19 protein-coding genes, 1 pseudogene and 1 riboswitch are annotated in these 22,038 nt (G+C 74.0%); of the genes and pseudogenes, 6 read left to right on the forward strand and 14 right to left on the reverse strand.

The window, feature by feature from the left end:
* Positions 1 to 36: 36 nt before the first annotated feature.
* Complete coding sequence (locus ABME02_RS16585) at positions 37 to 531, reverse strand: YbaK/EbsC family protein (RefSeq protein ID WP_353816447.1); 495 nt, start codon at positions 529 to 531, stop codon at positions 37 to 39.
* A gap of 76 nt (positions 532 to 607) precedes the next feature.
* Between ABME02_RS16585 and ABME02_RS16590 the strand changes: the two genes are divergently transcribed.
* On the forward strand, positions 608 to 1,936 hold the full coding sequence (locus ABME02_RS16590) for an APC family permease (RefSeq protein WP_353816448.1): 1,329 nt from the start codon (positions 608 to 610) through the stop codon (positions 1,934 to 1,936).
* A gap of 94 nt (positions 1,937 to 2,030) precedes the next feature.
* Positions 2,031 to 2,567, forward strand: coding sequence for a gamma carbonic anhydrase family protein (locus ABME02_RS16595; protein ID WP_353816449.1), 537 nt, complete (start codon positions 2,031 to 2,033; stop codon positions 2,565 to 2,567).
* 312 nt (positions 2,568 to 2,879) lie between these two features.
* On the opposite strand, the pseudogene ABME02_RS16600 reads toward ABME02_RS16595, so the two are convergent.
* From ABME02_RS16600 to glyA, 5 genes and pseudogenes are all read right to left on the reverse strand, one after another.
* Positions 2,880 to 3,974, reverse strand: a pseudogene (locus tag ABME02_RS16600) (DUF6716 putative glycosyltransferase); the annotation flags it as partial.
* Positions 3,975 to 3,985: 11 nt separating this feature from the next.
* Positions 3,986 to 4,858: an N-acetylneuraminate synthase family protein gene (locus ABME02_RS16605; protein ID WP_353816450.1), complete on the reverse strand. Its 873-nt coding sequence runs from the start codon at positions 4,856 to 4,858 to the stop codon at positions 3,986 to 3,988.
* A gap of 22 nt (positions 4,859 to 4,880) precedes the next feature.
* Positions 4,881 to 6,389 (reverse strand): cytidylyltransferase domain-containing protein, encoded by a 1,509-nt coding sequence (locus ABME02_RS16610; RefSeq protein ID WP_353816451.1) that lies wholly within the window; start codon positions 6,387 to 6,389, stop codon positions 4,881 to 4,883.
* 101 nt (positions 6,390 to 6,490) lie between these two features.
* Entirely contained in the window at positions 6,491 to 7,378 is an 888-nt protein-coding gene (locus tag ABME02_RS16615; protein ID WP_353816452.1) for a bifunctional methylenetetrahydrofolate dehydrogenase/methenyltetrahydrofolate cyclohydrolase, read from the reverse strand.
* Between the two features lie 142 nt (positions 7,379 to 7,520).
* Positions 7,521 to 8,840: a serine hydroxymethyltransferase gene (gene glyA, locus ABME02_RS16620; RefSeq protein ID WP_436408290.1), complete on the reverse strand. Its 1,320-nt coding sequence runs from the start codon at positions 8,838 to 8,840 to the stop codon at positions 7,521 to 7,523.
* A gap of 73 nt (positions 8,841 to 8,913) precedes the next feature.
* A riboswitch (ZMP/ZTP riboswitch) is annotated at positions 8,914 to 8,995 on the reverse strand.
* Between the two features lie 94 nt (positions 8,996 to 9,089).
* On the opposite strand from glyA, the gene nagA reads away from it, so the two are divergent.
* The gene (nagA, locus tag ABME02_RS16625; RefSeq protein ID WP_353816453.1) at positions 9,090 to 10,259 is read left to right on the forward strand and encodes an N-acetylglucosamine-6-phosphate deacetylase; all 1,170 of its coding nucleotides are present in this window, start codon (positions 9,090 to 9,092) and stop codon (positions 10,257 to 10,259) included.
* Between the two features lie 378 nt (positions 10,260 to 10,637).
* Positions 10,638 to 12,143, forward strand: coding sequence for a sigma-70 family RNA polymerase sigma factor (locus tag ABME02_RS16630; protein WP_353816454.1), 1,506 nt, complete (start codon positions 10,638 to 10,640; stop codon positions 12,141 to 12,143).
* Positions 12,144 to 12,163: 20 nt separating this feature from the next.
* Here the strand turns inward: ABME02_RS16630 and ABME02_RS16635 are convergent, their stop codons facing one another.
* On the reverse strand, positions 12,164 to 13,405 hold the full coding sequence (locus tag ABME02_RS16635; protein WP_353816455.1) for an MFS transporter: 1,242 nt from the start codon (positions 13,403 to 13,405) through the stop codon (positions 12,164 to 12,166).
* A 157-nt stretch (positions 13,406 to 13,562) separates the two neighbouring features.
* Between ABME02_RS16635 and purU the strand changes: the two genes are divergently transcribed.
* A complete protein-coding gene (gene purU / locus ABME02_RS16640) occupies positions 13,563 to 14,441 on the forward strand; it encodes a formyltetrahydrofolate deformylase (protein WP_353816456.1) in 879 nt (292 codons plus the stop codon).
* Positions 14,442 to 14,458: 17 nt separating this feature from the next.
* Here purU and ABME02_RS16645 read toward each other — a convergent pair whose 3' ends face one another.
* Together ABME02_RS16645 and ABME02_RS16650 are read right to left on the reverse strand one after the other, a co-directional pair.
* Positions 14,459 to 14,824, reverse strand: a complete 366-nt coding sequence (locus tag ABME02_RS16645) for a YrdB family protein (RefSeq protein ID WP_353816458.1) — start codon at positions 14,822 to 14,824, stop codon at positions 14,459 to 14,461.
* A 98-nt stretch (positions 14,825 to 14,922) separates the two neighbouring features.
* The gene (locus ABME02_RS16650) at positions 14,923 to 16,143 is read right to left on the reverse strand and encodes an ABC transporter permease (RefSeq protein WP_353816459.1); all 1,221 of its coding nucleotides are present in this window, start codon (positions 16,141 to 16,143) and stop codon (positions 14,923 to 14,925) included.
* 83 nt (positions 16,144 to 16,226) lie between these two features.
* Between ABME02_RS16650 and ABME02_RS16655 the strand changes: the two genes are divergently transcribed.
* Positions 16,227 to 16,820, forward strand: a complete 594-nt coding sequence (locus ABME02_RS16655; protein ID WP_353816460.1) for a TetR/AcrR family transcriptional regulator — start codon at positions 16,227 to 16,229, stop codon at positions 16,818 to 16,820.
* Positions 16,821 to 16,880: 60 nt separating this feature from the next.
* On the opposite strand, the gene nagB is transcribed toward ABME02_RS16655, so the two are convergent.
* Genes nagB through ABME02_RS16680 form a run of 5 tightly spaced genes read right to left on the reverse strand, consistent with a single transcriptional unit; the run spans position 16,881 to position 22,027 of the window.
* Entirely contained in the window at positions 16,881 to 17,666 is a 786-nt protein-coding gene (gene nagB, locus ABME02_RS16660; RefSeq protein ID WP_353816461.1) for a glucosamine-6-phosphate deaminase, read from the reverse strand.
* Positions 17,651 to 18,589, reverse strand: a complete 939-nt coding sequence (locus ABME02_RS16665; protein WP_353816462.1) for an ROK family protein — start codon at positions 18,587 to 18,589, stop codon at positions 17,651 to 17,653. The genes nagB and ABME02_RS16665 overlap by 16 nt, the downstream gene beginning before the upstream one ends.
* Positions 18,586 to 20,133, reverse strand: coding sequence for a glycoside hydrolase family 3 protein (locus ABME02_RS16670; protein WP_353816463.1), 1,548 nt, complete (start codon positions 20,131 to 20,133; stop codon positions 18,586 to 18,588). Before ABME02_RS16670 ends, ABME02_RS16665 begins: the two co-directional genes overlap by 4 nt.
* Positions 20,130 to 21,032, reverse strand: a complete 903-nt coding sequence (locus ABME02_RS16675; RefSeq protein ID WP_353816464.1) for a carbohydrate ABC transporter permease — start codon at positions 21,030 to 21,032, stop codon at positions 20,130 to 20,132. Before ABME02_RS16675 ends, ABME02_RS16670 begins: the two co-directional genes overlap by 4 nt.
* Positions 21,029 to 22,027, reverse strand: coding sequence for a carbohydrate ABC transporter permease (locus ABME02_RS16680; protein WP_353816465.1), 999 nt, complete (start codon positions 22,025 to 22,027; stop codon positions 21,029 to 21,031). Before ABME02_RS16680 ends, ABME02_RS16675 begins: the two co-directional genes overlap by 4 nt.
* Between the last annotated feature and the right edge of the window lie 11 nt (positions 22,028 to 22,038).

Raw genomic sequence — 22,038 nt, forward strand, 5'->3', positions numbered from 1 at the left:
CGCAGGCCCGGCGCGGCCCGCGGCCGCACCGTCGCCTCAGCGCGGCTCGACCGCCGTCGGCGTGCCGCCGGTGATGCGCACGAGCTCGTCGAACGTGGTCGGGAAGACCGTCTTGGCGTGCCCGGCGGCGGCCCACACCTCGTCGTAGCCGGCGAGGTCGATGTCGACGAACGTGCGCACCGGTGCGGGGTGGCCGACCGGGGCGACCCCGCCGATCACCTGGCCGGTCGCGGACTTCACGACCTCCTTCGATGCGCGCCCGATCGTGCCGCCGAGCTCGGCGCCGAGCCACTCGGTGTCGACGCGGTGCGCGCCCGAGGTGAGCACGAGGATCGGCTCGCCGTCGAGCGTGAAGACGAGCGAGTTCGCGATCTGGCCGACCTCGACCCCGAGCGCGTCGGCGGCGAGCTTCGCGGTCGTCACGGCGTCGTCGAACCACACGATGCGCGGGTCGACGCCGTCCGCGGCGAGTGCGGCGGCCACGCGATCCACTGCGGCGTGCGAGGGGGCGGCGGTCTGCTCGTCGGTCATGCGTCGATCCTACGAGCGGGTGACGCGGCATCCGTCGCCGGGCCGGCGGTTCACCACGCTGCCGTAGGGTTCGAGCGTGACCGCCTCCGCCGCACCGCACGACCGCCTCGCCCGCCGCCTGGGCCTCCGCGGCGCGGTCGCGATCGGGCTCGCGGCGATGATCGGCGCGGGCGTGTTCGCGGTGTGGGCGCCGGCGGCCCGGGCCGCGGGCGGGTGGCTGCTCGCCGGGCTCGCGATCGCCGCGGCCGTCGCGTTCGCCAACGCGGGGTCGACGGCGCAGCTCGCCGTGCGGTACCCCGAGTCCGGCGGCGCGTACCGGTACGGCCGCGAGCGGCTCGGAGCCTGGCCCGGCTTCCTCGCCGGATGGGGCTTCGTGATCGGCAAGACCGCGAGCTGCGCGGCCATGGCCCTGACCGCCGCCGCCTACCTCGTGCCGCCCGCATGGCAGAAGCCGGTCGCGATCGCCGCCGTCGTGGTGCTCGTCGGCGTGAACGTGCTCGGCGTCACGCGCACGGCGCGGGTGGCCTCGATGATCGTGTCGGCCGTGCTCGCGGTGCTCGCCGTGGTCGTCGCGGCCGGGTTCGCCGCGGTCGCCGGAGTGGGATGGGGTGTCGGCGCGGCCGCGTCGGAGGCGGCGCTGCAGGCGACGGATGCCTCGGATGACGCGCCCGGCGTCCTCGGCGCGTACGGCGTGCTGCAGGCCGCCGCCCTGATCTTCTTCGCGTTCGCCGGCTACGCCCGCATCGCGACGCTCGGCGAGGAGGTGCGCGAGCCGCGACGCACCATCCCGCGGGCGATCGGCGTCGCCTTCGCGATCGTCGTGGTCGTGTACGCGCTCGTCGGCACCGCGACGCTGGGTGCGCTCGGGGCGGGCGGGCTCGCGGCATCGGTCGCCCCGCTCGTCGACGTCGTCGCGATCGCCGGATGGCTGTGGGCCGAGCCCGTCGTGCGCATCGCGGCCGGCGTGGCTGCCCTCGGGTCGCTGCTCGCACTCGTCGCCGGCGTCGGGCGCACGGGCCTCGCGATGGCGCGGGACGGCGAGCTGCCCCGACAGCTGACTGCGGTGCACGCGCGGTTCGGCGTGCCGCACGTGGCCGAGCCCGCGACGGGTGCCGCCGTGATCGTGCTGCTGCTCGTCGCCGACCTCCGCGGCGCGATCGGGTTCTCGTCGTTCGGCGTGCTGCTCTACTACCTCGTGGCGAACGCCTCGGCGATCACGCAGCCCGCCGCCGAACGGCTCGTGCCGCGATGGCTCTCGTGGTTCGGGGCGATCGGATGCGTCGTGCTCGTCGTCACGCTCCCGGTCGCATCGATCACGGCGGGCGTCGCGGTGTTCGCCGTGGGCGCCGCGGTGCGCGGCATCCGTCTCGCCGTCGCCCGGCGTTCGGGCGCTCCCGAGGAGTAGTCCGACATCGAGAGGATGCCGACTGCACCGGTCGGGCCCAGCGACGGTGCGGACGGCATCCTCTCGATCGGATCCCCGGGAATAGGCTGGCGGCATGAGCGCCGATCCGTCCGCCCGCATCCTGACCATCGCCGACGTGCCGGCGCCCGAGCTGGAGCCGACCGCCTTCGTCGCGCTCGGCGCCGTCGTCGTCGGGCAGGTGCGCCTCGCCGCGCAGTCGAGCGTCTGGTACAACGCCGTGCTGCGAGCCGAGGCCGAGCCGATCACCCTCGGCGAGCGCTCGAACCTGCAGGACGGCGTGGTCTGCCACGTCGACGCGGGCTACCCGGTCGCGATCGGCACGGGCGTGTCGGTCGGCCACCGCGCCGTGCTGCACGGATGCACCGTGGAGGACGACTGCCTCATCGGGATGGGTGCGACGATCCTCAACGGCGCCGTGATCGGACGCGGGTCACTCGTCGCGGCCGGCGCCGTGGTGCTCGAGGGCACCGTCGTGCCGCCCGGCTCGCTCGTCGCGGGCGTCCCCGGCAAGGTCCGTCGCGAACTCACCGCCGACGAGCAGGCCGGAATCCGGCGCAACGCCGAGGCGTACCTCGCGCACGTCGCCCGCCACACGGCCCCCGTCGACTGACGCGGCGCGCGCTGCCCCCGCCTCCGCCTCCGCCTGCGTCGACCCCTCGGCGGCCGGGCCCGATGCCATCCCGCCGATCGCCGTGCCCGCCAGCACGCGCGCGAGGCGGCGCTGCGCGCGCCGGACGCGTCGGACCACCCCGCGAGCCGGGACGCCGACGCCCCAGGCCAGCGCACCGGTGAGGCTGCGATCGTGCTCGCCGAGCATCCGGCGCCGCTCGAACGCGGCGCGCATCGCACCGCCCGACAGGTTGTGGCGTCGCTCGAGGTGCGGGAGCGGCACGATCTCGCGCGCCTCCACGAGCGCGGCGAGCCGCGCCGCCCAGTCGTCGACGTCTGGCCCGTGGAAGTAGTTGTCGGCGAGCCACGCCGGTTGGGCGAACCCGAACCGCCCCGCGGCGAGCGCCTCGGTCGAGCCGAACAGCCCGGCGCCCTCGAACACCGTGTTGATCATCGACGGCGAGACGCCGAAGTCGTCGAGCAGCAGCGTCGGCAGGCCGAGCGCGATCGACTCGAGCGCGGCCGTCGAGCTGACGGTGACGAGCGCGCCGGCGCGCGCGAGGTGGCCCGCCATCGGCCCGTCCTCGACGACGAGGTTCGGCGGGAGCTCCCGCGTCGCGCCGAGGTCGGCCAGGAGGTCGGCGTAGTCGTGCGCCTCCTCGTGCGTCTGCGCCTCGCCGGCGCGGGCACGGACCTTGACGACGACGCGCCCCTCGGGCCGCCGCCCGGCGAGCTCGGCGAGCGCCGAGAGCACGCGCATCCGGTCGTCGCGGCCGACGGGGACCTTCGCCTGCGCGGCGAAGATCACGTCCGTGCCGCCCGTGGCTGCGGCATCCGTCGACCCGTCACCGGTCGAGAGGAACGGCAGCGTCGCGAGTCCGAACATCCGGTCCACGCCGAGCTCGGCGGCGTTCGCACGGAACTCGCGCACCTCGCGGCGGCTGTGCAGCACCATGAGGTCGGTCTGCTCGCGGTAGATCACGGCCTTCGGCACCGCGGGGATCGTGAGGCCGGGGAAGCCGCTCACGAGCACCGGACGGTCGCGGCGCCGCAGCAGCCGCGGCGCGATCACCCGGACGAACGGCCCGCGCAGCGCGAGCAGCACGGCGTGCGGGACGAAGGCGTCGAGCTCGTCGTCGAGGCCGGGCACCCCGCCGCGCCCCTCGAGCGGCAGGAAGCGCACGTCGCCCGGCGCGAAGCGCGTGCCGTCGAGGGCGTGCTCGAGCTGCCGCCCTGACGGCTGCACCGGCGAGGCGACGACGACGAGTCGCGACGTCCACTCGCGGGGCAGCGTCGAGGCGAGCGCCGCGCCCCACTTCACGTACGAGTCGGAGTCGCCGACGACGAGCAGTCGGCGGGCCGTGTCATCCGGCACCGGGGCATCCGATGCACCCGTGGAGCCCGCCATGGGTCCATCCGTCACGCGAGCACCCGGCGGAGCTTGGCCTTCGGGGCCTCCTCGCCCGGGTAGACGCGCTTCACGCCGTCTCCGAGCGCTTCGCCGATGATGCGGATGTCGCGCACGAGGTGCTCCAGGCCCTGCGGCTCGAGCGAGGCCGAGTGGTCGGAGCCCCACATGGTGCGGTCGAGCGTGATGTGGCGCTCGACGGCGACCGCGCCGAGCGCGACCGCGGCGATCGAGATCTGCAGGCCGCGCTCGTGGCCCGAGTAGCCGACCGGGACGCCGGGGTAGCGGCGCTTCAGCGCCGGGATCATGAGGAGGTTCGCCTCCTCCGACGGCATCGGGTAGCTCGACGTGGCGTGCATGAGCACGAGGCGCTCGGTGCCGAGCACGGTGACGGCGCGATCGATCTCGTCGAGGGTCGACATGCCGGTCGAGAGGATCACGGGCCTGCCCGTGTCGCGGACCGCCTCGAGGAGCTCGAGGTCGGTGACCGACGCCGACGCGATCTTGTGGGCGACGACGCCGTACGACTCCAGGTCGGCCACGGCGGGCGCGTCCCACGGCGACGCGAACCAGTCCAGGCCGTGCAGGGCGGCGTGCCGGGCGACCTCGGCGTACTCGTCGCGCCCGAACTCGACGCGGTGCCGGTACTCGAGGTACGTCATGGTGCCCCACGGCGTCTCGCGCGGCATGGGCTTCATGTGCTCGGGCGTGGAGAGGTCGGGCGTGCGCTTCTGGAACTTGACGGCCTGCGCGCCGGCGTGCGCCGCGACCTCGATGAGCCGCTTGGCGATCTCGACGTCGCCGTTGTGGTTCAGGCCGATCTCGGCGATGACGTAGACGGGGTCGTACTCGCCGATGGCGGCGTGGCCGATGCGCACGGACATGGTGGCTCGCTTTCGTGGGTGGTCAGGACGCGGAGGACGCCGCGGCGATGGCCTCGCGCTGCTCGCGGGTCGGGTGCGCGGGGTCGAGCTCGCGCGACTCGCGCACGAGGTCGGAGGCGCCGGAGCCGAGCTTCGCCTCGCGCGCGGCGAGCACGAGCTCGGCGAGTTCGCGCACCGCGCCGTGGCCGCCGTGCTGCTCGAGCACGTGGCGGGCGCGCTCGAGCGCGTCCGGTGCCGCATCCGGCACGGCGAGCGGCCAGCCCGCGAGGTCGAGCGCGGGGATGTCGCCCCGGTCGTTGCCGAGGTAGGCGATGCGGTCGAGGCGGATGCCGCGGGCGGCGGCCCACTCGCGGAGCGCGGCGCCCTTGTCGGCCAGCCCCTGGATGACGTCGACCCCCAGCTTCTCCGCGCGCCGGCTGACGACCGGGTTCGCCTCGGCCGACAGGATCAGCACGGGGATGCCGGCGTCGCGCAGCCGGGCCACGCCGTGACCGTCGGCCCGGCTGACGCGCACCGACTCGCGCCCGAGCTCGTCGACGGCGGCGGTGTCGTCGGTGTGCACGCCGTCGAAGTCGGTCACGACGGCGTCGACGTCGACGAACGGATGCCGCGGGTCGGCGACCCACGCCACGCCCTCGCGCCGGGCGAGCGAGGCGGCGATGCCGCCCGCGAGCCGCCGGTCGATGCGCGGTGCGAGCACGCGGGCCCGCGCGAGGTCGGCGGCGTCGTCGATCTCGATCGCGGTGTCGGGGTGGACCCGCTGGATGCCGATCCGTCCGAAGAAGCGGTGCTCCGCGAGGAGGAAGCCGTCGGTGCGGAACACGTAGAACGCGCCCGTCTCGAGGAACTCCTGCTCCCGGTCCTGCCGGCGCGGCCGGTTCGTCGGGTCGTGGTTCACGCCGACCGCACTCGCGCCATCGGCGTCGTCGTCCCGCTCGCGCCAGATGAACCCGTGGGTCGGGGTCGCGGCGAAGACCACGTCGCGTTCGCCCGACGCGACGCGCGCGACGGCCGCGTCGAGGTCGGCGGGGTCGATGAAGGGCGAGGTGGCCTGGATGAAGACGGTGACCTCGGGAACCGGGCGCCCGTCGGCCGGGCCCGGCTCGCGCACGAGCGCATCGATCGCGTGGAGCAGCGCCGACTCGCTCGACGCGGTCGCGTTCGCGAGTTCGGGCGGGCGGGTGACGACCTCGGCGCCGGCGCCGCGCGCGGCATCCGCGATCTCCGCGTCGTCGGTGGTCACGACGACGCGCCCGATGCGATCCGCGGCGAGCGCGGCGTGCACGGCCCTGGCGACGAGCGGCACTCCCCCGACGCGTGCCACGTTCTTGCCGGGCAGGCCCCGCGACCCGCCCCTGGCCGGGATGATGGCGACGGCGCGCGCGGCGCCGGCCTGCGTACCGCCGCCGGTCGCGGCGGGGCCCTGCCCGGTGCGGGCGGCGCGGTCCCCCGACGCGCCGTCGCCGTCCCGGGCGGATCCAGACGCGGCCGCGCCGGCGGCGGTGGCCTCGATGGAGTCGCTGCGGCTCATGCCGCGAAGCTACGCGGGCGACGCGTCCGCGCGGTGCACGCCCGGTGAACGACCGGCGACGTTCAGGCTGACAGCGGATGCCGCGGCATCCGTCGCCTGCCTCAGCGGCCGTGCAGCTTGATCTCCGCGGCCTTCACGACGTTGGCGAGCAGCATCGCCCGGGTCATCGGGCCGACGCCGCCGGGGTTCGGCGAGAGGTGGCCGGCGACCTCGGCGACCGCGGGGTCGACGTCGCCCGTGAGCCTGCCCTTGCCCGTCTCCTCGTCGGCGACGCGCGTGATGCCGACGTCGAGGACGGCGGCGCCGGGCTTGATCCACTCGGCCTTCACCATGTGCGGCACGCCGACGGCCGCGACCACGATGTCGGCGCGGGCGACCTCGGCGGCGAGGTCCTGGGTGCGCGAGTGCGTGAGGGTGACCGTGGCGTCGAGTCCCTTGCGCGTGAAGAGCAGGCCGAGCGGGCGCCCGACGGTCAGGCCGCGGCCGATCACCGCCACGTGCCGGCCGCGGATCGGGACGTCGTAGCGCTGGAGCATCTCGACGATGCCGGCCGGGGTGCACGGCAGCGGCGAGCGGAGCTCGCCCTCGATGCCGAGCACGAGACGGCCGAGGTTGGTCGGGTGCAGCCCGTCGGCGTCCTTGTCGGGGTCGATGAGCTCGAGCATGGCGTTCTCGTCGTGGCCGGCCGGCAGCGGAAGCTGCACGATGTAGCCGGTCACCTCGCGCGCCGAGTTGAGGTCGTGGATCGCGGCGCGCACGTCGGCGGTGGTGGCCGAGGCGGGCAGGTCGACGCGGATCGACTCGATGCCGACCTCGGCGCAGTCGCGGTGCTTGCCCGCGACGTAGGAGCGGGAGGCGGGGTCGTCGCCGACGAGCAGGGTGCCGAGACCCGGCACGACGCCGTTCGCTCGGAGGTCGGTGATGCGCGAGACGAGCTCGGACTTCACGGCCGCCGCGGTGGCGACGCCGTCGAGGGTGATGGCGGTCATGCGGTCTCCTCCGCTGTCGTCGAGGTTCGGAATTCAGGAGCGCGACGCCCGCGACGCCGGTCGGGGGCGGGATCCGCGCCCGAACGAGGTCGCGCGAGGCGCACGCTCCTGAATTCCGAACACACCAGGTGGTCGGGCCGGACTACTGCTGCAGGCCGGGGTAGAGCGGGAACGCCTCGGTCAGCGCCTCGACGCGCGAGCGGAGCGCAGCGACATCCGGGTTCGACTGCAGCGCGAGCGCGATCACGTCGGCCACCTCGGTGAACTCGGCGTCACCGAAGCCGCGCGTCGCGAGGGCCGGCGTGCCGATGCGCAGGCCCGAGGTGACCATCGGCGGGCGCGGGTCGAACGGCACCGCGTTGCGGTTCACGGTGATGCCGACCTCGTGCAGGCGGTCCTCCGCCTGCTGGCCGTCGAGCTCCGAGGTGCGGAGGTCGGCGAGCACGAGGTGCACGTCGGTGCCGCCCGTGAGGACGTCGACGCCCGCGGCGCGCGAGTCGTCGGCGATGAGGCGCTCGGCGAGGATGCGTGCGCCGCGGACGGTGCGCTCCTGGCGGTCGCGGAACTCCTCGGACGCGGCGATCTTGAACGCGGTCGCCTTGGCGGCGATCACGTGCATGAGCGGACCGCCCTGCTGGCCGGGGAAGACGTTCGAGTTCAGCTTCTTCGCCAGCTCCATGTCGCGCGACAGGATGAAGCCCGAGCGCGGGCCGCCGATCGTCTTGTGCACGGTCGACGAGACGACGTCGGCGTGCGGCACGGGGTTGGGGTGCAGGCCCGCGGCGACGAGGCCGGCGAAGTGCGCCATGTCGACCCAGAGCTTCGCGCCGACCTCGTCGGCGATCTCGCGGAACGCGGCGAAGTCGAGCTGGCGGGGGTAGGCCGACCAGCCCGCGATGATGACCTGGGGCTTGTGCTCGAGGGCCTTGTCGCGGACCACGTCCATGTCGACCTGGAAGGTCTCGGGGTCGACGCCGTAGGCGACGGCGTTGTAGAGCTTGCCCGAGAAGTTCAGCTTCATGCCGTGGGTGAGGTGGCCGCCGTGCGCGAGCTCGAGGCCGAGGATCGTGTCGCCGGGCGTCGCGATCGCCGAGAGCACGGCCGCATTGGCGGTCGCACCCGAGTGCGGCTGCACGTTGGCGTACTCGGCGCCGAACAGGCTCTTCGCGCGCTGGATGGCGAGGTTCTCGGCGACGTCGACGAACTCGCAGCCGCCGTAGTAGCGGCGGCCCGGGTAGCCCTCGGCGTACTTGTTCGTGAGCACCGAGCCCTGCGACTGCAGCACCGAGACGGGCACGAAGTTCTCGCTCGCGATCATCTCGAGCGTGGTGCGCTGGCGGTTCAGCTCGAGCTCGAGGACATCGGCGATCTCGGGATCGACCTGCGCGAGCGGCTGGTTGAAGACGGACTCGGCGCCCGCGACGGCGTCGGCGGGGGCGTCGGTGGTGAGTGACTCAGCCAATGGATGGCTCCTTCGGGATGACATGCGGACCTGCGGAAATCGCCTCGTGCGCGACTCGCGCCCCGAGGCCTCGCGTACCGGCCCAGGCGTGCGGTCGGTCCGTGCCAGTCGCTCCCCGATGGTCACCCATCTCAACGCCAGTCGCGACGCCGCCAAGCATAGCAACGGATGCCGCGAGCCCATGCCGCGGATGACGCGCGTGGTCGCGGGGCCCGGCGACCGTGGGGGTGCCGGCGATATCGTGGCCCGGTGACCTCCGCGCCGACGACCGTCATCCACTCCGCCCGAATCGTCTCGGGCGGCGACGCCGTCCCGGACGCGTGGGTCCGGTTCGAGGGCGACCGGATCGCGGGGCGCGGCATCGGCGAGTCCTGGCGCGACGCGCCGGCGGTGCGGGACGGCGCGGCCGAGGTGACTGATGCCACGGGCCGCTGGCTCACGCCCGGCTTCGTCGACATCCACTGCCACGGTGCGGGAGGGTCGGCGTTCGACGATGGCGCCGGCGCCATCGGCACGGCGCTCGCCGTGCACCGGGCGCACGGCACGACCCGGAGCGTGTGCTCGCTCGTCACCGCGCCCGTCGAGGTGCTCGCCGACCGACTCCGCGCGATCGCGTCGGTCGCGGCATCCGACCCGCTCGTGCTCGGAGCCCACCTCGAGGGTCCGTTCCTCGACCACGAGTTCCGCGGGGCGCACGACCCGTCGATGCTGCGGACGGCCGACGACGACGCGCTCGATCACCTGCTCGAGGCGGCCGGAGGCACGCTCCGACAGGTCACGATCGCGCCCGAGCACGACGGCGCCGAGTCCGCGATCGCGCGACTGGTCGACGCCGACGTCGCGGTCGCGGTCGGGCACACGGGCGCCGACTTCGACACCGCGCTCCGCGCGTTCGACGCGGGCGCGTCGATCCTGACGCATGCGTTCAACGGCATGCGGGGCATCCACCACCGCGCCCCCGGGCCCGTGGTCGCCGCGATGCGCGCCGACCACGTCACGCTCGAGGTCATCGGCGACGGGGTGCACGTGCACCCCGACGTCGTGCGGCTGGCGTTCTCCGGCGCACCGGGCCGGGTCGCGCTCGTGACGGACGCGATGGCCGCAACCGGCGCGTCCGACGGCGCGTACGCGCTCGGGTCGCTCTCCGTCGACGTGCGCGACGGCGTCGCGCGGCTCGCCGACACGGGCGCGATCGCCGGTTCGACGCTCACGCAGGACGAGGCGCTGCGGCGCGCCGTCCTCGATTCGGGCATCCCGCTGCACGAGGCGGTCGGAGCGCTGACGGTCACGCCCGCATCGGCGATCGGACGCGCGGGCGACCTGGGACGGCTCGACGTCGGCTTCGCCGCCGATGCGGTGCTCCTCGGCGACGACCTCGCGGTCGCGGCGGTGTGGGGCGCCGGCACGCGTCTCGCCTGAACGATCGGCCGAAGGCCGTGCGGGCGGCCGACCCGGGCGGAGCGGGGGGCCTGTTCCCCTTCGCCCCGCGCTCCGTCCCGGTCGCCGTTCCGCGAGATCTCCCCCACGCGGCCCGGACGGACCCCGAGGGACCTCCCGGCCCCTTCCCGGTGCGCGGCCCCTCACCAGAGAGACTGCGATGCGGCGGGATCATGACGCGACTTCGCACGATCCGCCGACGGAAGCCGGTCGTCGGGTCTCGCGTTTCGTCGATCGGCTCGCTCATCGGCTTGAATGAGCGGGACCGCACAACAGCCCGACCGGCGCGGACCGCCGGCACCCGAAGGCGACGAGTGCGCTCCCGGGCACCCCCGCGCCCGCACGAGGAGGACCAGGCACGTGACCCCAGCACGCCCAGCGCCCGCCGACGCCGACCTGATCGCAGCGACCCGCGCCGGAGACCGCGACGCCTACGCCGAACTCTGGCGGCGCCACGAGGCATCCGCTCGCACCGTCGCCCGCTCGCACACCACGCTCGACGCCGACGACCTCGTCGCCGAGGCGTTCACGCGGACCTACGACGCGATCCGCTCGGGCAAGGGTCCGCAGGGCGCGTTCCGCCCGTACCTGTTCACGACGATCCGGAACACGGCTGCGACGTGGGGCCGCGCCAACCGCGAGACACCGCTGGACGACCTCGAGTCGCTGGAGGACCCCACGACCGGCGACGCGGCCGCGCTCGAGGCGCTCGACCGGTCGACGACGGCCACCGCCTTCCGAGCCCTCCCCGGTCGCTGGCAGGAGGTGCTCTGGTACGCCGAGGTCGAGCGGATGTCTCCGCACGAGATCGCGCCGCTGCTCGGCATGAGCGCCAACGCGACGGCCGCCCTCGCGTATCGCGCCCGCGAGGGCCTCCGGCAGCAGTGGATCCGGGCGCACCTGGCCGACGCCCACCACGAGCCCGAGTGCGGATGGACGGTGGACCGACTCGGTGCGTACATGCGCGGCCGGCTGCGGAGCCGCGACACCGCGAAGGTCGAGGCGCACCTCGACGGATGCGCGAAGTGCACGGTCGTGGCCGCCGAAGCGCGCGAGGTCGGCATGCGACTCGCGTTCGTGCTCCTGCCGCTCGCCGCCGGGCCGGCCGCGGCCACCGCGTACTCGGCGTGGCTCGGGACCGCGGGCCAGGCCGCGACGACGGCCGCGGGTGCGACGGGACTGGCCGCCGTCGGCGGCGCGACCTCGGCCGGTGCGGACGCGATCGCAGGGGCCGCGATCGGCGGCACCGGGCATGCGACGGGCACCGCGGCGGGCACGGCCGTCGGTGCGGGCGCGGCCTCGGGCGCGAGCGGTGCCGTCGCGGTCGGCGCCGGCGTCGGCGGCGCCGTGCTGGTCGCGGCCACCGCGGTCGCGCTGCTCGTGCTGCCGCAGGTCGCGTCGACGGATGCCGCACCCGGTCAGGCGTCGACGGCGATCGCCGCCCCGGCGCCCGCCGAGCCCGGATCATCGCCGGTCGCGTCCGTTCCCGATGCCGCGCCGCCCGTGGAGGAACCGGTGCCCGACGTCGTCGAGCCGCCGACCGAGCCGGAGCCTGCGACGGAACCCGCGCCCGCCGCGACGGCGGTCGTGGCCGACCCGCCGCCCGGACCCGAGGCGTCGCCCGACCCCGAGCCGTCGCCCGAGCCGGAGCCGTCACCCGAGCCGGTCGCCGACCTCGGCCTCGTCGTCGACGCGCACGGCTCGAGCCTCACGCTGCAGCTGGCGGGCGAACCCGGTGCCGCGGTCGAACTGCTCGCCGACGGCGTGCCCTTCGCGACCGTGGTGCTCGACCAGTCGGGGCTCGCCGTCGTCGAGTACCTGGCGCCTGCGAACCACAAGTGGACCGCCTCGGCCCGCTACGCCTGACGGCGCCCACCCGTCGGCGCTCAGGCCTCGACCACGCGCGCCCGGGCCCGCGCCGCGCGCGAGGAGCGCACGACGACGAGCATCGCGACGACGAGCAGCACCGCGTACGCGACCGGCACCGCGCCGACGCCGACCGCGTCGAACAGCACGGCGCCGACCAACGCACCGCCGCCGATGCCGACGTTGAACGCGGTCGTGTAGAGCGCACTCGCGGCGTCGCGCCGCTCGGCCGGCGCGGCCTGGAGCAGGCGCGTCTGCAGGAGCGGCGGGATCGCGCCGAAGGCGAAGCCCCACACGGTGTAGGCGATGATCGCGGGCCAGAGTCCGGGCTCGGCGGCGATCACGAGCAGCGCGACGGCGAGCAGCAGCATGGCGCCGACGAGCGCCCGCGCGCTGTCGCGCGCGATCGGGCTGCCGGCGACGAAGAGGCCGACGGCGCCGGCGAGGCCCGAGGCGAACAGCAGCGGCGCGACCGCGGCCGAGGATGCCCCGACCACGTCGGTGAGCAGCGGGGCCACGTACGTGAGGGCGGCGTACTGGCCGATCATCACGACGGCGGTGACGATGCTCACGGCGACGACCCCGCGCATGCTGCGACGCGCGGCGGCGGGCTCAGCGGCCGGCCCGCCCGTGGCCTCCGCGCGGTCGGCCGATGCCGTCGACGGGGCCGGGGTGCCGTCCGGCGGCAGCACGGCGCGCACGACCGCGGCCCCGGCGAGCGTGAGCGCGGCGACCACGCCGAACGCCCAGCGCCAGCCGACCGCCTGGCCGAGCGCGGTCGCGAGCGGCACGCCGGCGATCAGCGCGAGGGTGCCGCCGCCGAGCACGACCGACACGGCGCGGCCGAGGTGCTGCTCGCCGACGAGCCGGGCCGGATAGGCGCCGACGAGCGCCCAGAACAGGCCGTGCGCGACGCCGCCGACGATGCGGAAGGCGACGAGCTGCCCGTAGTCGGGCACGAGTGCCGAGGCCGCGGTCGAGAGCCCGAGCACGACGAGCACGATCGTGATGAGGGTGCGCCGCGGCATCCGCTTCAGGAGTGCGGTGAGCGGGGTCGAGGTCGCGACGACGGTGAAGGCGAACACCGAGACGAGGAGGCCCACGAGGGGCGCGCCGACGCCGAGGTCGGCGCTCATCTCGGGCAGCAGCCCGGTGGGCAGCATCTCGATGGTGATGGACAGGAAGACGGCCGCGGCGAGTGCGACGAGCGCACGCCAGGGCATGGTGGTCGCGTCGGCGCGCGACGATGAGGTGATCGGCATGAGGAAGGTCATCCGACGGCGTTCCCCGCGAGGCGGCACGGCCTGCAGCGGGTCGACTACGCGCTCACGTGCGCGCCCGGGGCCGACGGTGTCCGCACGACCGCCACCAAGTGTAGCGGGGCGCACCTGCGTATTCGCCGGGCGGTACGCTGTCCCGATGAGCACGGAGCCCGAGCCGCACGGCACGCACCTGTCCCACTGGGTCGTCACGCTGAGCTGCACCGACGGGCCGGGGATCGTGCACGCGGTGAGCGGCGCGATCGTCGCGGCGCGCGGCAACATCACCGAGAGCCAGCAGTTCGCCAGCCACGACACCGGGCGCTTCTTCATGCGCGTCCAGGTCGAGTCGCCGGCCGACCGCACCGAGTTCGAGGCCGCGCTCGCGCCCGTCATCGATCGCTGGCAGATGGACCTGCACCTCGACGAGGTCGGCCGCCCGCTCCGCACGCTCGTGCTCGCGTCGACCGCGGGGCACTGCGTGAACGACCTGCTCTTCCGCCAGCGCGGCGGCCAGCTGCCCGTCGAGATCCCCCTCGTGCTCTCCAACCACGGCACGCTCCGCGACCTCGTCGACTTCTACGGCGTGCCGTTCGAGTCGGCGCCGGTCACCTCGCCCGAGACGAAGGCCGAGTTCGAGCGGCGCGTCCTGCAGGCGGTCGACGAGCACGACATCGAGCTCGTCGTGCTCGCGCGGTACATGCAGATCCTCTCCCCCGAGCTGTGCGAGGCGCTCGCCGGGCGATGCATCAACATCCACCATTCGTTCCTGCCCGGGTTCAAGGGGGCGAATCCGTACCGGCAGGCGCACGCCCGCGGGGTGAAGCTCATCGGGGCCACGGCGCACTTCGTCACGAGCGACCTCGACGAGGGTCCGATCATCGAGCAGAACGTGGTCCGCGTCGAGCACTCGCGCTCGGTCGCCGAGCTCGTGGCCATCGGGCAGGACGAGGAGAGCCGCACGCTCTCGCAGGCCGTGAAGTGGTTCGCGGAGCGCCGGGTGCTGCTCGACGGCCAGCGCACGGTCATCTTCCGCTGACCGGGCGCGGGCGCGACTCAGTCGCGGAACTCGCGACGACCGTTGACCACGCCGCTCACTGCGGCCACGACGGCGAAGACGACGGCCACGACGGGCTGGCCCATGATCCACCAGGCGATCGCGGCGGTCGAGAAGACGGCGATCTCGACGAGCGCCTTGACGAACGGGTCGACGTGGAAGACCGCCTTCGGCGAGCGGAAGAGGCCCCAGAGCAGGATCGCGAGGAGCGGCAGGCCGATCCCGATGAACACGCCGGGCCACGGCAGGGCGAACCCGGCGAAGCCGAAGATGCCGAGCGTCACGATCGCGAAGATCTCGAGCAGGAATCGCAGCAGGTCGTTCACGCCGACCTTCGGAGTCGGCTCGGGGGTGGCATCGTTCACGAGGTTCAAGCCTAACCGCGCCCGACGGACGCCGACGCCGCGGCATCCGATGGAGGATGCCGCGGCGCGGCGGAGCACTGCCGTGGTCGTCGGGCGGCTCAGCCGACCGGAGCGGCGTCGCGATGCGTCGAGGTCGGCGCGGGGCGGTCGCCCGCGGCGTCCGCCTCGGCGAGCTCCTCATCGGCGTGGCCCGCCTCGGCGTCGGACTCCGCTCCGCCGGCGGTGCGGAAGTGCCCGACGAGCGAGAGGAGGATGCCGCCTGCGGCCCAGCCCGCGAGGACCAGCCACGGGAACGCCATCGGCGCGTCGGGGAAGTACGACAGGTCGCGCAGGAGCGTGGCCGCGGCCCCCGGCGGGAACCACTGCCCGATCGCGCCCCACGGCGAGACGAGGAACTCGACCGGCACGGTCGCCGCCGAGATCGGGTTCGCGACCAGGATGAACAGCACGGCGCCCACGCCGATGCCCGCTCGCCCCATGATCGCGACGAGCCCGGTGATGGGCGCGGCGATCGCGGCGACGGCGAGCGCGATGGCGGCGGCATTCACCCAGTAGTCGCCCTGCAGCGCTCCGAACCAGCCCTGCAGGATGCCGGCGAGCACGAGGCCCGCGGCGATCGCGTACGTGATCACGGCCACGACGCGGCGCATGGCGCCGATGACCGCGAGCGAGATGGCGATGCCGCCGAGCATGCCGCCGAGCACGAGCGGGAACATGGCGACCGCGAGGCCCGTGCCGCGCGGGTCGGTGTCGGCCAGCGGCACGACGTCGGTCACTGTCACGGTGACCTGCGGGAGCTCGGGCACGGACGGGGCGGTCGGGGCGCCGGCCCCCGCCTGCCCGGTGGCCTGTGCGACGGCGGCCTTCACGGCCGACTCGAGCACCTGCTGGAGCTGCTCCGGGAGCGCGGCGCGCACCTGCTCGTCGATGCCCGCCTGCAGCTGCTGCGCGAGGGCGGTGAGCTGCTGCGCGACCGGCGCACTCGCGGCGGTCGCGATGAGGACCTCGGGCGCGTCGGTCGGGGCGTCGCCGAGCACGACGGCGCCGTAGACCTCGCGCTGCTCGATCGCCGTGACCGCGGCGTCGCGGTCGTCGTAGCGCTCGAGCGCGATGGCGCCCTCGGCCTCGTCGGCGATGCGCTGCTCGACCTGGCTCACCGACGCGTCGGGGCCCACGACGCCCACGGGGAGGCCGTTGGGATCGGCGGTGACCGACGGCCAGGCGAACGCGAGCAGGATGACGCCGACCACGAGCGAGAGGATGGCGCCGATGCCGACGGCGCGGACCATCGGGGTCCGCTGTGTGGTGTGGGAGGACATGATCCGTCCTTTCATAAAAAACGAATGCTCGTTCTTTATAATGGACCTGCGACGTAGGATCGTCAAGCGACGGGAGGATGACGATGCCCAAGGTGAGCGAGGAGTACCGCGCCGCGCGCCGCGAGGAGATCCTCGACGTCGCGCTGAGGTGCTTCGCCGAGCGCGGCTACGCCAAGACCTCGATCGCCGACCTGGTGGAGGCCTCAGGGCTCTCGGCCGGCGCGATCTACGGCAACTTCCCCGACGGCAAGAAGGAGCTCTTCGCCGCGGCCGCCGCGCGCGTGCTCGAGTCCCGCCGGATCGAGCTCGCCGAGCGCCGCCGTGACGGCGGTCCGCTCTCGCCCGGTGAGATCATCGCGACGCTGCTCGGGGGCATCCGGAACGAGCCGTTCAGCGCGGTCCTCCCCCAGCTCTGGTCGGAGGCCATCATCGACCGCGAGATCCGCGAGCTCGTGCAGGTCGTCTTCCTCCGCCTGCGCGGCGCGATCGGCATGCAGCTCGCCGAGTGGGGGCGCACGCACCCCGACCGCGTCGAGGGCGACCCGGCGGCCTGGGCTGAGCGGGTGACGCCCGTCATCCTCTCGGCGGCACCCGGGTTCATCCTGCAGCGCGCGCTCCTCGACGACTTCGACGAGGACGCCTACCTCGGCGCCCTCGGCGAGGCGCTCGTCCACTGAGCCCCCGCTCCCGGCCCGCGGCGGTCGGCCGACGGAGGCCGCGTCATCCGTCGGCCCGGCTCAGATGCCCTGCCAGTCGGGCTTGTTCGCCCACGCGTGCCGGTAGTACCCGGCGTGCTCGAGCCTCGACCCGGCCGCCTCGTCCACGATGACCGTGGCGTGCGGGTGCAACTGGATCGCCGAGCCCGGCCGGCTCGCGGAGACCGGCCCCTCCACCGCCGCCGCGATCGCGTCGGCCTTCGCCTCGCCGAACGCGAGCAGGACGAGGTGGCGGGCGCGGAGGATCGTGCCGATCCCCTGGGTGATGCAGTGCATCGGCACGTCGTCGATCGAGTCGAAGAACCGTGCGTTGTCGATGCGGGTCTGCTGGGTCAACGTCTTCACGCGCGTGCGCGAGGCGAGCGAGGACCCCGGCTCGTTGAACCCGATGTGGCCGGTGCGTCCGATGCCGAGGACCTGCAGGTCGACCCCGCCCGCGGCATCGATCGCCGCCTCGTAGTCCTCGGCCGCCGTGCGGATCGTCGACGGATCGCCGTTCGGCACGCGGATGAGCCCCGGCGTGAGCCCGAGCGGCTCCACGACCTCGCGGGTGATGACCTGGCGGTAGCCCTCCGGGTGACCGGCGGGCAGCCCGACGTACTCGTCGAGCGCGAAGCCGCGCACGCCGGCCACGGCGATGTCCTCGGCCCCGATGCGTCGCGCGAGCGCACGGTAGGTGCTGAGCGGGGTCGAACCCGTCGCCAGCCCGAGCACCGCGTCGGCGCGGGCCCGCAGCAGGTCGACGATGGCGGATGCGGCGAGCTCGCCGGCCTCCGCCTCATCGCCGACGATCACGACCTCTGCCATGCCGGTTCCTCCAGTTCCTCTCCGATCAGGGCGGCGCCCACCGCCGCCGCGGGGAATCCGCGCGGGATGACCTGCACCCGGCGGGCCAGGTCGAGCGAGGCGAGGAACCCGGAGCCGTCGGCCCAGTCGGCGAGCACGCGACGGGTGCCCTCGAGCAGTCGATCCCCGAGCGCGGCGAGCCCGCCGCCGATCACGATGTCGTCCACGTCGGTCGTGAGCGCGAGCAGGCGCACCGCCGACGCGACGCCCACGAGGAAGCGCTCGCGCACCGCGACGGCGTCCGACTCGCCGGCGTCCGCCCGGTCGAACAGGTCGAGCGCCGGGTACCGGTGCGCGCTCGGCCACAGCGTCGCGAGCGCGGAGCCCGACGCCAGCGTCTCGAGGCAGCCGCGCTGCCCGCAGGCGCATCGCTCGCCCGCCGGGTCGACCGGGATGTGCCCGATCTCGCCGGCGACCCCGCGGCCCCCGCGCAGGAGGTGCCCGTCGAGCACGATGCCCGCCGCGAGTCCGGTGCCGAGGTTCAGGTAGGCCATCGAGTGCGCGCGGATGCCGTCGGCGACGCCGAGCAGGTGGTGCGCGCCGAGCGCGGCCGCCTTCACGTCGTTCTCGATCCTGACCTCGACGCCGAGCCGGTCCGCGAGCCGCGGGCCGAGGTCGAGCCCCTCGAGTCCGAGGTTCACCGCGTGGGTCACGCGGCCGGTGGCCGAGTCGACCGAACCCGGGATGCCGATGCCGATCGAGCGGAACGCGCGGGCGTCCACGCCGGCGAGGTCGGTCATCCGCTCGACCGTGGCCAACGCCGTCGCGACGACGGCCTCCGCGCCGAAGCCGGTCGGCATGCGCACCTGGTCGCTGAGCTCTCCGTCCTCGCCGATCGCGACGGCCGCGGTCTTGGTGCCGCCGATGTCGATCCCGAGCCTCACGACACCTCCGCCGCGGCGGTCAGGGCGTCCTGGACGAGTTCGGCGAAGGTCGCGGCGACGCCGCGCGACGCGCCGAACGTCGCGAGGTCGGCGAACGCGAGGTCCTCGCTCGGCCAGCCCATGTCGACCGTCACCACGTCGGCGCGCGCCGAGCGCAGGTCCTCGATCGCCGCGACCGCGAAGGCGTGGCGGTGGAGGTCCTTGCCGATGACGACGACGGGGCCGGCGAGCGCCGCGGGGTCGGCCAGCGGCGTCGCGGCGTCCACGACGACCTCGGCGGCATCCGTCAGCCACGCGGGCGCAGGGCGCTCCGGGTCCGGGGCAGCGGCGAGGGCGAACGGCCCCCACGGCACGCCGCCGACCGCGATGTTCGCGACCGTCTCGACGCGGACGATCGTGCCGACCGACCCGGTCGCGCAGAGCCGGTCGAGCGTGCCGGGCGCGACGTGGAACGACGCCGCGACGCGGTCCGCGAGCCCGTCGGGCAGGCCGAGCGGGAGGCCCGTGCCGGATGCCGCGGGCGCGCCGGTCGGGCGGGCGACGGCCGCGAGCGCACGCACGCGGGCCGCGGCATCCGCCACCCGCTCGGCGGCGAGGCGACCCGAGGCGACGGCCTCGCCGATCGCCAGGGCGATCTCCTCCATCTGCTCGCCCGTGTTGTCGGTGCCGATGCACAGCAGGTCGCAGCCGGCGGCGAGCGCGAGCACGGCAGCCTCGGGGATGCCGCGCCCGCCGCTCGCCCCGGCCATGTCGAGGGCGTCGGACACGATGACGCCCTCGTACCCCAGCTCGCCGCGGAGCAGGCCGTGCAGGATGCGGTGAGACAGGGTGGCGGGGTGCTCCGCGTCGAGCTGCGGGAGCAGGATGTGCGAGGTCATGATCGAGCGGGACCCGGCAGCGATCGCGGCGCGGAACGGCGCGAGCTCGCGCTCGTCCAGCGCCTCGAGGGGCAGGTCGACGACCGGCAGCGCCAGGTGCGAGTCCGTCGCGGTGTCGCCGTGGCCGGGGAAGTGCTTCGCGCTCGCGTCGATGCCCGCGGACTGCACCCCCTCCACCCACGCCGCGGTGTGCCGGGCCACGAGCCCGGGCTCGGCACCGAAGCTGCGCACGCCGATCACCGGGTTCGCGGCGTTCGAGTTGATGTCGGCGTCGGGCGCGAACGTCATCGTGCAGCCGACCGCGACCAGGGCATCGCCCACCGCACGCCCGACGGCGCGTGTGAGCTCGAGGTCGTCGATGCGGCCGAGCACGGCGTTGCCGGGGTAGGGCGCGCCGCGGTCGAAGAACAGGCGCGTGACGTCGCCGCCCTCCTCGTCGATGGCGACGACCGCGAGCGGGTTCGCGGTGCGGAGCTCGGCCGTGAGGCCGGCCAGCTGGGCGGGCGAGGCCACGTTCGAGCCGAAGACGCACACGCCGCCGAGGCCCTCGGCCAGCAGGGCGAGCAGCCATTCGGGCGCCTCGGGCCCCGCGAAGCCGGGCAGCAGGGTCGTGAGGATGTCGCGGCGCAGGTCCTGCTCGGCGCCGCCCCGGATCACGTCGTTCATCCCTTGACCGCTCCGCTCACGAGTCCGCTCGTCATCCGTCCCTGGACGATGAGGAAGAAGACGATCACCGGGATCGCCATGAGGGTCGAGCCCGCCATGATGGCCGCCCAGTTCGTCGTGCCGTTCGCCACCAGGAACGTGCGCAGCCACACGGGCAGCGTCATCATCTCGGGCCTGGCGTTCAGCACGAGGGCGATCACGAACTCGTTCCACGCCTGGATGAAGCCGAACACGCCGGTCGCGACGAGCCCGGGGGCGAGCAGCGGGAACGTGACCCGCCAGAAGGCGCCGGCCCTGGAGCATCCGTCGATCATGGCCGCCTCCTCGAGGTCGGCCGGGACGCCGTTGACGAACCCGCGGAGGGTCCAGATCGTGAACGGCAGCACCGTCGCGACGTACACGATCGTGAGGCCGATCAGGGTGTTCAGCAGGTGCCATCCGTCGATCACCCGGAAGATCGAGACGATCATCGCCTCGCCCGGGATCATCTGGATCACGAGGATCATCACGATGAACCCGCGCCGGCTCTTGAACCGGAACCGCGTGACCGCGATGGCCGCGAGGAACGCGAAGATCAGCGCGACGAGCACGGTCGTGAGCGTCACGACGAGCGAGTTCACCGCGGCGGGCGCGAACGGGGTGCGACCCGGGTCGAAGAGCACCGTGGCGTAGTTGCGGAGCGTGAAGTTGTCGGGCCAGAAGTGGATCTCGGACCCGCGGACCTCGTTGTTCGGCTGGAAGGAGGTGTTCACCATCCAGTAGACGGGGAACGCGAACAGCGCGAACAGCACGACCGACAGGGCGCTCCAGAGCGCGGTCGAGAGGCGGGTGCGGCCGCGCCGGCGACCGGGAACCGGGCGCGCACTCGAGCCCGTCACGATGGCGGTGGTGGCGCTCACAGCTCCTCCTCCTTGATGGTCTGGCGGACGTAGTAGAGCGAGACGGTCATGAGGATGATCGCCGTGATCACCGCGATCGCACCGCCCGTGCCGAAGTCGCCGCCCGCGATCGAGACCTGGTAGATGTACACGCCGAGCGTGTTGGTGAGGGCTCGGATGCCGCCGATGTCCTGCAGCGCGAAGATCTGCGTGAACACCTTGAGGTCCCAGATGATCTGCAGGATCGTCGTGATGAGGAAGATCGGCTTGAGGTAGGGGAAGGTGATGAGCCGGAAGCGCTTGAACGCGCCGGCGCCGTCGAGCTGGGCCGCCTCGAGCACCTCGTCGGGCACCTGCGTGAGGCCCGCGTAGATGGTGAACGCCACGAACGGCACGGCGCCCCAGACGATGATGATGCCCGCGACGAGGAAGAAGCTCAGCGGGTCGATGAGCCAGGAGTGCTGCTGGAACTGCTCGAGCCCGAACCCGTTCACGAGGACCGAGTTGATGATGCCGTAGTCGGTGTCGAACATCCACCCCCAGACGATGGTCGCCGAGAGCGGCGGCATCGCCCACGCGAGCAGCATGCCGAGCGAGAGCAGCAGGCGGAAGCCCTTCGGCAGGCGCTGCAGCAGGAGCGCCATGAGCGTGCCGAGGACCATCGTGGTCACGACGCACACCGCGGCGAAGACGAGGCTCCGGCCCAGCACCTCGTAGAAGGTGGCGTCGGTGAGGACGGAGACGTAGTTCTCGAACCAGACCCAGGTCGGCGGGGCGCCGAAGACCTGCGCGCGGCCGAACTCCTGCATCGAGGTGATGAGCAGCTGGATGAGGGGCCAGCCGACGATCGCGGCGAGCACGAGCGAGGCGGGGACGAGCAGTCCGTAGGGGGTGAGGCCCCCGGCGCGGCGGCTGAAGCGGCGTCGCTTCGGCGGCTCGACGGGCTGCGGCGTGACGATCCGTTCGCCATCGACCGCGCTCACGGCCGGGGCGAGGCCGGTGTCGGTGGTGGTCATGGTGGGGCTCC

Source organism: Agromyces zhanjiangensis (assembly GCF_040496055.1).
Classification (GTDB): Bacteria; Actinomycetota; Actinomycetes; order Actinomycetales; family Microbacteriaceae; genus Agromyces; species Agromyces zhanjiangensis.